This window comes from Rhizobium sp. 01N447_2 (assembly GCF_056399245.1).
In genome coordinates, this window is the sequence record NZ_JBFTQY010000082.1 from 18,551 (window position 1) to 27,611 (window position 9,061).

Sequence of the window (9,061 nt, forward strand, 5' to 3'; positions counted from 1 at the left end):
TTCCGAAGATTGCAGGACTGCGACGCTGAAGCTCTTAAGCTTCCACGCTCCCTTCATGCTATTCAAGGAAATGATCTATGTCCGTAAAATCGGCCGCACTTGCCGCGCTTGCTTCCGCATATGAACTGAACGGTCTCGAAGCCGGTCCCTGCGTCGTAAGGTCGGCCAGGCCCGAATTCGGTGACCTCCAATGCAACGACGTGATGCGGCTGGCGAAGTCCGCCGGGAAGAACCCGCGCCTGCTTGCCGCTGAAGTCGCCGAGGCGGCTCGGAGCGCTCTTTTCGACGACGTGTCCGTCGCCGGTCCGGGATTCGTAAACTTCCGGTTGGCCGATGCAGTCGTCGCCGCCGAGGCAACCGCTATGCTGGCCGATCCGTCGCTCGCCGCTGAGAAGGCGGATCCGATGAGAACGGTCATTGACTTTGGCGGGCCAAACGTCGCCAAGGCGCTGCATGTCGGCCATCTGCGCTCCTTCGTTATCGGGGAAAGTCTGCGGCGCATCCTTGTGGAGATTGGCCACGACGTACTCTCCGACATCCACCTCGGTGACTGGGGTCTGCAGATGGGCAAGCTGCTTTTGGGCACAGCTCTGGCTGCCGGATGGAAGGCCGGTGATCTCACCTCCTTCATTGATCCCCTGGCATTCGAAGCCATGCCCGTCGAGGAACTCGGCGCTCTCTACAAGTCCGGCAACGCCGCCTGCGAGGACGAGGCTTTGCTTGCCCTGGCACGGATACTGACAACGAAGCTGCAGGACGGAGATCCGCTGTTGACCGAGGCATGGGCACGCATGCGGGCCATTTCGCTCGCGTCGATCTCCGACACGGCGGAGATGCTCGACGCGCATTTCGATCTGCTCCAAGGCGAGAGCGACGCTCATGCGGAGGTCGCACCGATGCTCGACGATCTCATGGCGCGCGGGCTGGCGCGGCAGAGCGAAGGCGCTCTTGTCATCGATGTCTCCGGTGACGGACTTCCGGACAATGTACCACCGCTGCTTCTGCGCAAGAGTGACGGGGCGGCCCTCTACGGCACCACCGACCTTGCGACGCTTCGGCAGCGAGTGCGCGACATCGGTGCGCGGCAGATCGTTTACTGCACCGATGACCGTCAAGCGCTCCATATATCAAGTGTGTTCTCGGCGGCGCGGAGGGCGGGCTATGCCGAAGGCGTGGAACTGCGGCACGTGACCTTCGGTACCGTCCGCGGCAATGACGGCAGGGCCTTCAAGACCCGTGACGGATCCGCCGCCTCGCTAAGAGAAATGATCGACCTTGCGCTCGTCAAGTCGTCGGAAAAAGTCGCCGACAGTCAGGCGGCTACGGTTGTGGGTCTCGGCGCGTTGAAGTTTGCCGATCTCTCCACGCCGAGGAGGACAGGCTACGTCTTCGACATTGACAAAATGATATCGTCAGAGGGACGGACCGGACCTTATCTTCAATATGCCTATGCCCGGATCTGTTCGATCCTGGACAAGGCCGAAGAGGCCGGCATCACTCCAGCTGCCGACACGGTCTCGATCAGCCATCCGTCGGAGCGTGCCGTATTGATCGAATGCCTCTGGTATCCGCATTCCCTCTCCGAGGCGGCGCGACACCTCGAGCCATTCGAGATCGCCGATCGGGCGTACCAAGTGGCTGACGCGTTCAGCCGCTTCTACACGGATTGCCCGGTGCTGAAGGCGGACGATCCGTCGGGGCGGCTCACCACCTGCAAGCTGGTAGCGAGGGTCATCGGAAAATGTCTTGAGCTTCTAGGAATTGGAACGGTGCGGAGGATGTAACAACTGCTTTCGGCGCGAAGCGAGCTAAGTTGGAATCCAGCGAGACTCAGGAGCTGGGTCCGCTTACCCATTATCGGCCACTTGTTGAGGACTTGAAGTCAGCTATCTCAAGCCGGAAAATATCTGGAACGTTGAGGAGCAGGCATGACGAAGCATCGCATCTATTCAGTCAGCGTCGCGAGCGTCTATCCCCACTATGTTGCCAAGGCAGAGAAGAAGGGGCGCACGAAGGCAGAGGTCGATGACATCATCCGTTGGCTGACGGGGCATAGCCAGCAGAGCCTGGACGATCAGTTGGCTGAGAAGACCAACTTCGAGGATTTCTTTGCGCAAGCGCCTCAGATGAATCCCTCCCGATCTTTGATCACGGGCGTGATCTGCGGCGTGCGCGTGGAAGAGATCCAAGAAACGACGATGCGGGAAATCCGCTATCTGGACAAATTGATCGACGAACTCGCCAAGGGGAAAGCGATGGAGAAAATCCTGCGGAAATAGCCAGTCTGCTTTGCGTGAGTTCGCCCGAGGTTTGGTGCAGAATCGGGCGCCGTCCCGTCCGGGAATGACGAATGTTCACTGTCGCGGCGCGAGCCCATCGAGCAGGAAGTCGAGGCCCTTGCTGAAAGCGCCGTCCCAATCATTATCCAGCAGCAGACGAGAGCGTTCGATCGTCGGATAGTGTTGGCTGAGACCTGTCAGGCGCTGCTGCGCGGCCGCCCTGTCGTCGTCCGAGAGGTCGAAGTTCGCCCGGGTGATGGTCGCGCCGATCACAAAATTCCAGAGCGACCAGATCGCGACGTTCAAATCAGCGTCGGCGACACCGGCTCCGGACAAGGTCTTGCTCAGCAGTTCCAGGCGACTGAGGATGTTCGGGCCGAGCGCCCGGCGCGGCAGCAGCGATGCCGACCAAGGATGGCGCAGCATACTGGCGCGCCAGTCTTCGAGCAGATGAACGATTTCCCCGCGCCAGTCTCGAGAGTCGACGATGTCAGGCGGGCCGCGATATGCGAGCACCGAATCCAGCGCCAGATCGAAGACCTCCTCCTTGTTGTCGACGTGCCAATAGAGGCTCATCGCGCCCGCGCCGAGTCGATCGGCCAGCCGGCGCATCTTCAGTCCGTCGACGCCCTCTGCGTCCAGCAGATCCACCGCAGTCGCCACGATCCGTTCCAGCGAGAGAGGCGGCTCACTGCGCGGCTCCTGCCCGGACTGGGGTGATGACGCACCTCTCCGCCCAGACCCTTTGCTCTCAGCACCGCTGCGTTTGGCTGCCATTCGTCTTCCTTATCGATCAGACGTCGATCTAAGCCGACAATGCCGGGAATGTCGATGCTGACCGATTGACTCGTACGCCGTACGATGCAATCTAATCGTACGCCGTACGAGTCGATCATACGGCGATCAGGTTCCATCCTGCAGGCCGTGAGGATCCGTCGCTCGCAGCCCTGAGAAGCTGAGAGAACATCATGTCACGCACAATCAAGCATCTCATTATCGGAGGACTCATCATCATGACCATCAGCGTTCCCACTGTGGCGACAGCCAATGAGGACGGTCTCAAGCTTGATATCGTCAATCCGAAAAACCTCTACGACCCCTCGCCGAATGGCTACAGCACGGCGGTGATCGTGCCCCGGCAAGGCCGGCTGGCCTACATCTCCGGACAGGGCGGCCAGGACAGCTCGGGCGCCTTGTCGCCCGACTTCGCCGTCCAGGTGAAGCAGGCCTATGCGAATTTGCGCACCGCCCTCGATGCACTCGGCGCAAAGCCGGATCAGGTCGCCAAGCTGACGGTCTTCGTGGTCGATCACGATATGTCCAAGCTCGAGGTGTTGACCAGGAACGTCAAAGACATGTTCGGCGAAGCACTGCCGGCGCAGACGCTGATTCCCGTTCCCAAGCTTGCCATCGACCCCATGCTCTTCGAGGTCGAAGCCGTGGTCATTCTGGAATAGCGGCGGCGACGGATCTACACAATTTCGGATTTTCCCTGTGGCGCGCCAACGTCTGTCTCGCGTGCGCCACCTTCCCTTTTGTGAGTGGCCATTGACCAACGGCCTGCGATGTGCGCCACTCATTCCTTGCACAAGGAAAATCCCATGCTCAAATTTCTGCTCGCCCTGTCGATGGGTGTTTTTTGCGTATCGCCGCTTCAGGCCGGCGACATCACTCCGGTCACCAAGAGCTGCGAGCCGGGGGCAAAACAGGCGCAATGCGAGCGATGGGTCCAGGATATTAAGAAAGCCGTAGAGCTGGCCTATAAAGGCGACCACGGGGCGCAGGTGACCGTTGCCTTCTGCCTGTCCACCGGTTGCCATGGTGCCGTCGCCATCGACAAGGTCGCCTCCTGCAGCTGGCATCTCGTCATCGCCAATTCCGGTTCTACGACAGTGCTCGACAGTTCAAACACCAGGAACACCTGCCGGCCGATGACGGCGGCTGAGAAGGACGAAGCCCGCGCGCTGGCGAGCGATCTCGTCCAGAAGATCTACAAGCGGCCCATGGTCAAGACCGACCAGATGTAATCTGCCCGGGTCCCGGCTCCCGCCGCAACGTCTGCGTGAGAATAAATCTCATTGCTCTCCCGGCTTTCGCCGCTATTCTCCACCCAAGAAAATCGGGCCAAGAAAATCGGGCCAAAGAAAATCGGGAGGACCACGGATGATCCTGCACTGCGTATTCCTGCGGCTGAAGACCGCGGTGACGAACGAAGACAAGCAGTCGCTGTTTGCGGCAATCGTCGCCCTGAAACAGGTCATCCCCGGCATCGTGGATATCAAATACGGGCCAAACGTTTCGCCCGAGGGGCTGCATGGCGGCTTCGTCGACGGTTTTGCCGTGACCTTTGAAAGCGCCGAGGCGCGCGATGCCTACCTCATCCATCCCGAACATGTAACTGTGGGCGAGCGCATCGTCTCGTCGACGGATGGAGGCCTTGCCGGCATCCTGGTCTTCGACCTTAATCTGTGAGAGCGACCGCAGGTTCAGCCTGCGGCCACTCTTAATCATCAGCTCGATTTCGCCATGGCGGCGGCGAGCTGGTCGACATTGTACTTGAACATCTTCTCATAGGTCGGCGCCGGCCCCTTGGCGTCGGACAGGGATTCGACATAGAGCTCGCCGCCGGGCTCGGCACCGGTTGCCTTGGCGACCTGCTTGACCAGGCGCGGATCGTTGGAATTCTCGAAGAAATAGGCCTTCACGTGCTCGCCCTTGATCTGTTCGATCAGCTTGGCGACGTCGGCGGCCGAAGCCTCGCTTTCTGTGGACAGACCAAGCGGGGCGAGGAAGCTGACATTATATTCGCGGCCGAAATAGCCGAAGGCATCGTGGCTGGTCAGCACCTTGCGGCGATCGTCGGCCACCTTGTCGAATTTCGTGTGGGCGTAGGCGTTCAATTCATCCAGCGTCCTGGTGTATTTCTCGGCATTGGCCTTGAAGGCGGCGGCGTCTGTGGGATCGGCCGATGACAGCGCCTTTTCGATATTGGCGACCCAGACCTTGACGTTGACGGGGCTGTTCCAGACATGCGGATCGGTAATCTGTGCGCCGTCCTCTTCCATGGTGCGGGTGTTGATGCCTTCGGAAACCGTGACCGGCTTGCCCTTGTAGCCCGAGGCGGTGATCAGCCGGTCCATCCAGCCTTCCAGCCCCTCGCCGCTGACGAAGGTGACTTGAGCGGCGTTCAAATTCTTCGCATCGGCCGGCGACGGCTCGAATTCATGGGGGTCGCCGTTCGCCCCGACGAGGCTCGTCACCTTGACGTGCTCGCCGCCGACCTGCTTGACGACATCGGCAAGCACGGTGAAGGAGGCCACAACCTTCAGCGTTTCGGCGGAGGCGGGCATGGCCGACAGCGCCATCAAAGCGGGGATTGCTGCGGAGAGAAGCAGTCTGTGCGATGTCATCGAAGTCTCCTTGGGATCAGCCCTTCAAATGCGGGCGGGGGAAGAAGCGCCGGGCCAGGCCGGAAGGCGCGAAAAGAATAGAAAAGCCGTAGAGGATCGCCGCCGTCATGATGATCGTCGGGCCGGAGGCGAGCTCGAGATGGTAGGAGGCGATCAGGCCGAGATAACCGGAGGCGGCGGCACTGGCGGCAGCGATCGCCATCATCACCGGCAGGCTGCGCGACCAGAGCTGGGCGACAGCCGCCGGCAGCATCATCAGGCCGACCGCCATCAGCGTGCCGAGCGCCTGGAAGCTGGCGACGAGGTTCAGCACCACCAGCAGCAGGAAGAGCACGTGATAGACCGACCCGCGCCCGCCGACGGCGCGCAGAAAACCCGGATCAAAACATTCGGCCACCAGCGGCCTGTAGATGAAGGCGAGGATGACGAGGGTCAGCGAGGTGATCGCGCCGATCAGATAAAGCGCAGAGGCATCGATCGCCAGGATGGTGCCGAAGAGCACATGCAGGAGATCGATATTCGAGCCGCGCAGCGAGACGATCAGCACGCCGAACGCCAGCGACGCGAGATAGAAGCTGGCAAAGCTCGCATCCTCCTGCAGCACGGTCATCCGGCTGACGGCGCCGGACAACAGCGCCACCGACAGGCCGGCAATGAGGCCGCCGAGGCCCATCGCCGTCAGCGACAGCGAGCCGGCGACGAGGTAACCGATGGCAGCCCCCGGCAGCACGGCATGGCTCATCGCATCGCCCATCAGGCTCATGCGCCGCAGCATCAGGAAGACGCCGATCGGGCCGGAGCCGAGCCCAAGGCAAAGGCAGGCGATGAGCGCCCGGCGCATGAAACCGTAATCGGCAAAAGGCGCCAGGAAGAGATCGTAAGCCGTCATGCCGCCGGCGCCTCTTCAGGTGCGCAGGCACTCGCATCCTCATCCCAGCGCTCGGCCATGGCGCGGGCCTTCAGGAGATTGACTGAGGACATGACGTCTGCGGTCGCACCCCAGCCGACCAGTTCGCGGGCGAGCAGCAGGGTTTGCGGGAAGTGGGCGCGGACCAGCTCGAAATCGTGCAGCACGGCGATCACCGTGCGGCCCTCGCCATGCCAGCGGGTGACGATATCGATGAGGTCCCTGGTGGTGCGGGCATCGATCGCCGTAAACGGCTCGTCGAGCAGGATGATGCCGGCATCCTGCAGCAGCAGGCGGGCARAGAGCACGCGCTGGAACTGGCCGGCCGAGAGCGACCCGACATGGCGGCGGCCGAAGCCTTCGAGCCCGACGGCCGAGAGCGCCTCGCCTGCCCTCTTCACCTCGGCGGGCGCGATGCGGCCGAAGGCGCCCGTCTTCTTCCAGGCGCCAAGCATGACGGTGTCGATGACCGAGATCGGAAAGCGCCGATCGATCTCGGCCGCCTGCGGGAGGTAACCGAATTCCGCCCGCCCCAGCCGGTGCTCGACCCTGCCTTCGGCGGGGCGAAGCTCGCCCATGATCGCCTTCAGCAGCGTCGATTTGCCCGCCCCGTTCGGCCCGGCGATCGCCGTCAGGCTGCCCGACGCGAAAGCGCCGGAGACATGATGGACGGCGGGGTGCCTGTTATAGGCGACGGTCAAATTATCAAGACGGATCAGCGGCGTCATGGCAAGAGAACCGCCCAGTGGATCGCCAGCCACAGGAGCGCAATGACCAGCGCCATGCCGATCACCCTTGAAAAAGCCGACTGTCCCAGCAGGCTGACGGAGGGGCGGTCGGGGCTCGGCGGCATGGCGCATCCTACAATGTAATAACATTACGGTTATGTTATAACGATTGCGGCGAGATTGAGGCGAGGCTTGGCAGTTATTCACACAATTGAAAAGGGCGACCGAATGGCCGCCCTTTATCTGTCAGGATGCTCGTAGTTGCAGCGCTCCGCTGTCCTTGCTCCAGAAGCCACCCCACCCTCCGTCTTCCTCGGGCTTGACCCGAGGATCCACTCTCGCCTCCATCAGCACCGGGATGGATCCCAGGCTCAGGGCCTGGGATGACGGAGGTTTGGGGCGCGTCTCTGCCACACTCCCCGCCGGCGTAGCGGATGGCGCATCGAGCCCGAAGCGAAAGTTCGCTATCACCTGACGGATGGCCGCTATATGCCGAAACGACTGTGGAAATCCTGATCCCGTGCATCGTGCTCCGAGGAAGAGCGAAGTGCCGCTATGCCCATACCCTCAGAGCCCGTTCCATCCGGTCGGCGGCGTAGGTGACGATATAGGCGATCACCATGTAGATGACGACCGCGATCAGGAAGGCTTCGAGATAGTAGAAGTTCAGCGCCGCGGTCAGCTGCGACTGCGCGAAGATGTCGACGACCTCGATCGCAAATCCCAGCGACAGCGCCTTCATGATCACCATGATGGAGTTGGCGAGATCGGGGATGGCCGCGACGATGACCTGAGGCAGCATCACCCGGCGGAACAGCTGGCTGCGCTTGTAGCCTAGGGAGTAGGCCGCATCGGCCTGACCGTTGTCGAAGGAGTTGAGTGCCCCCTTCACGACTTCAGCCTGGAAGGCTGCGACGCAGGCGGTCAGGGCGACGATGAGCGTGATCCAGTTCGGCGTCGAGTGACCGTTATAGTTGATGCCGACGAGCGAGGTCAGGAACTGCAGCGTCGGCGGCAGGCCGTAATAGGCGAGGAAGATCACGATGACCATCGGAACGCCCTTGAAGACGACCTTGTAGGCGACGACCAGTTCCCGAAGCAGCGGGACCCGCCGATATTCCACCATCGCGAAAAGGCTGCCGACGATCGTAGAGAAGACGAAGATTCCAAGCGCCATGGCGAGCGTCACCGGGACCGCGCCGAGGATATCCCAGAGATCGGGAAGAAGGACTTCGGAATCGAACATGTGATGACCTCCTATTCGATCAGACGCTTGCCATCATGGTGGTCTTGGCCGGTGCGGTATTGGGCGCGAATTTTGCGTYTCGCGTTTCGAAAAAGCGCACGACGATCCATGCCACGAGGCATAGCAGCGAATAGATCACCGCCAGCACAAGGTAGGTCTCGAACTGGTACTGGTTGTAGTCGCGCTCCATGACCAGATGGGCGGTCGCCATGACATCCGCGGCGCCGATGTACATCACGAGTGCAACGTTGTGGATGAGGTAGATGATCGAGTTGCCGTAACCTGGCAGGGCGATGTGCACGGCCTGGGGTCCGACGACCCGAAGGATCTTCTGAAGGAAGGTGTATCCGAGACTGTCCGCAGCATCGTGCTGGCCGCGTTCGACGGCGAGGTAGGCTGGCCGCAGAACCTCGGAAAGATAGCCTCCATGGTAGAGGCTGAGGCCGACGATCGCCGCGACGTTCGGGGACACGAAATCCTCGACCTCGAAC

At 61.4% G+C, this 9,061-nt stretch carries 12 protein-coding genes; 5 read left to right on the top strand and 7 right to left on the bottom strand.

What is annotated here, in order from left to right; translation table 11 throughout:
• Positions 1-77 precede the first annotated feature (77 nt).
• Positions 78-1,784 (top strand): arginine--tRNA ligase, encoded by a 1,707-nt coding sequence (gene argS / locus AC1ECN_RS33190; protein WP_130672104.1) that lies wholly within the window; start codon positions 78-80, stop codon positions 1,782-1,784.
• Positions 1,785-1,928: 144 nt separating this feature from the next.
• Positions 1,929-2,279, top strand: coding sequence for a DUF2200 domain-containing protein (locus AC1ECN_RS33195; RefSeq protein ID WP_130672103.1), 351 nt, complete (start codon positions 1,929-1,931; stop codon positions 2,277-2,279).
• A 75-nt stretch (positions 2,280-2,354) separates the two neighbouring features.
• On the opposite strand, the gene AC1ECN_RS33200 is transcribed toward AC1ECN_RS33195, so the two are convergent.
• On the bottom strand, positions 2,355-3,056 hold the full coding sequence (locus tag AC1ECN_RS33200) for a TetR/AcrR family transcriptional regulator (protein ID WP_130672102.1): 702 nt from the start codon (positions 3,054-3,056) through the stop codon (positions 2,355-2,357).
• Between the two features lie 191 nt (positions 3,057-3,247).
• Between AC1ECN_RS33200 and AC1ECN_RS33205 the strand changes: the two genes are divergently transcribed.
• The 3 genes from AC1ECN_RS33205 to AC1ECN_RS33215 all read left to right on the top strand — a co-directional run bounded on the left by AC1ECN_RS33205 (position 3,248) and on the right by AC1ECN_RS33215 (position 4,751).
• Positions 3,248-3,736, top strand: coding sequence for a RidA family protein (locus tag AC1ECN_RS33205; protein ID WP_130666671.1), 489 nt, complete (start codon positions 3,248-3,250; stop codon positions 3,734-3,736).
• 144 nt (positions 3,737-3,880) lie between these two features.
• Complete coding sequence (locus AC1ECN_RS33210) at positions 3,881-4,306, top strand: hypothetical protein (protein ID WP_032995487.1); 426 nt, start codon at positions 3,881-3,883, stop codon at positions 4,304-4,306.
• Between the two features lie 136 nt (positions 4,307-4,442).
• Entirely contained in the window at positions 4,443-4,751 is a 309-nt protein-coding gene (locus AC1ECN_RS33215; RefSeq protein ID WP_130672101.1) for a Dabb family protein, read from the top strand.
• A 38-nt stretch (positions 4,752-4,789) separates the two neighbouring features.
• Here the strand turns inward: AC1ECN_RS33215 and AC1ECN_RS33220 are convergent, their stop codons facing one another.
• The 6 genes from AC1ECN_RS33220 to AC1ECN_RS33245 all read right to left on the bottom strand — a co-directional run.
• Positions 4,790-5,689, bottom strand: coding sequence for a metal ABC transporter solute-binding protein, Zn/Mn family (locus tag AC1ECN_RS33220; RefSeq protein WP_130672100.1), 900 nt, complete (start codon positions 5,687-5,689; stop codon positions 4,790-4,792).
• A gap of 16 nt (positions 5,690-5,705) precedes the next feature.
• Positions 5,706-6,578 carry a metal ABC transporter permease gene (locus AC1ECN_RS33225; RefSeq protein ID WP_130672099.1) on the bottom strand — a complete coding sequence of 291 codons (873 nt, stop codon included), beginning with the start codon at positions 6,576-6,578 and terminating at the stop codon, positions 5,706-5,708.
• Positions 6,575-7,324, bottom strand: coding sequence for a metal ABC transporter ATP-binding protein (locus AC1ECN_RS33230; protein WP_477955378.1), 750 nt, complete (start codon positions 7,322-7,324; stop codon positions 6,575-6,577). Before AC1ECN_RS33230 ends, AC1ECN_RS33225 begins: the two co-directional genes overlap by 4 nt.
• Complete coding sequence (locus tag AC1ECN_RS33235; RefSeq protein WP_261318991.1) at positions 7,321-7,449, bottom strand: hypothetical protein; 129 nt, start codon at positions 7,447-7,449, stop codon at positions 7,321-7,323. Before AC1ECN_RS33235 ends, AC1ECN_RS33230 begins: the two co-directional genes overlap by 4 nt.
• A 428-nt stretch (positions 7,450-7,877) precedes the next feature.
• Positions 7,878-8,570, bottom strand: a complete 693-nt coding sequence (locus AC1ECN_RS33240) for an amino acid ABC transporter permease (protein WP_477955379.1) — start codon at positions 8,568-8,570, stop codon at positions 7,878-7,880.
• Between the two features lie 19 nt (positions 8,571-8,589).
• The coding region (locus AC1ECN_RS33245; protein WP_477955381.1) for an ABC transporter permease subunit at positions 8,590-9,061 on the bottom strand (472 nt) is incomplete at its 5' end.

Bases quoted from the DNA above. Each gene is read 5' to 3' on its own strand.
- AC1ECN_RS33200 (WP_130672102.1), bottom strand. From the start codon at position 3,056: ATGGCAGCCAAACGCAGCGGTGCTGAGAGCAAAGGGTCTGGGCGGAGA.
- AC1ECN_RS33215 (WP_130672101.1), top strand. From the start codon at position 4,443: ATGATCCTGCACTGCGTATTCCTGCGGCTGAAGACCGCGGTGACGAAC.
- AC1ECN_RS33235 (WP_261318991.1), bottom strand. From the start codon at position 7,449: ATGCCGCCGAGCCCCGACCGCCCCTCCGTCAGCCTGCTGGGACAGTCG.
- AC1ECN_RS33195 (WP_130672103.1), top strand. From the start codon at position 1,929: ATGACGAAGCATCGCATCTATTCAGTCAGCGTCGCGAGCGTCTATCCC.
- AC1ECN_RS33240 (WP_477955379.1), bottom strand. From the start codon at position 8,570: ATGTTCGATTCCGAAGTCCTTCTTCCCGATCTCTGGGATATCCTCGGC.
- AC1ECN_RS33220 (WP_130672100.1), bottom strand. From the start codon at position 5,689: ATGACATCGCACAGACTGCTTCTCTCCGCAGCAATCCCCGCTTTGATG.
- argS (WP_130672104.1), top strand. From the start codon at position 78: ATGTCCGTAAAATCGGCCGCACTTGCCGCGCTTGCTTCCGCATATGAA.
- AC1ECN_RS33225 (WP_130672099.1), bottom strand. From the start codon at position 6,578: ATGACGGCTTACGATCTCTTCCTGGCGCCTTTTGCCGATTACGGTTTC.
- AC1ECN_RS33210 (WP_032995487.1), top strand. From the start codon at position 3,881: ATGCTCAAATTTCTGCTCGCCCTGTCGATGGGTGTTTTTTGCGTATCG.
- AC1ECN_RS33205 (WP_130666671.1), top strand. From the start codon at position 3,248: ATGTCACGCACAATCAAGCATCTCATTATCGGAGGACTCATCATCATG.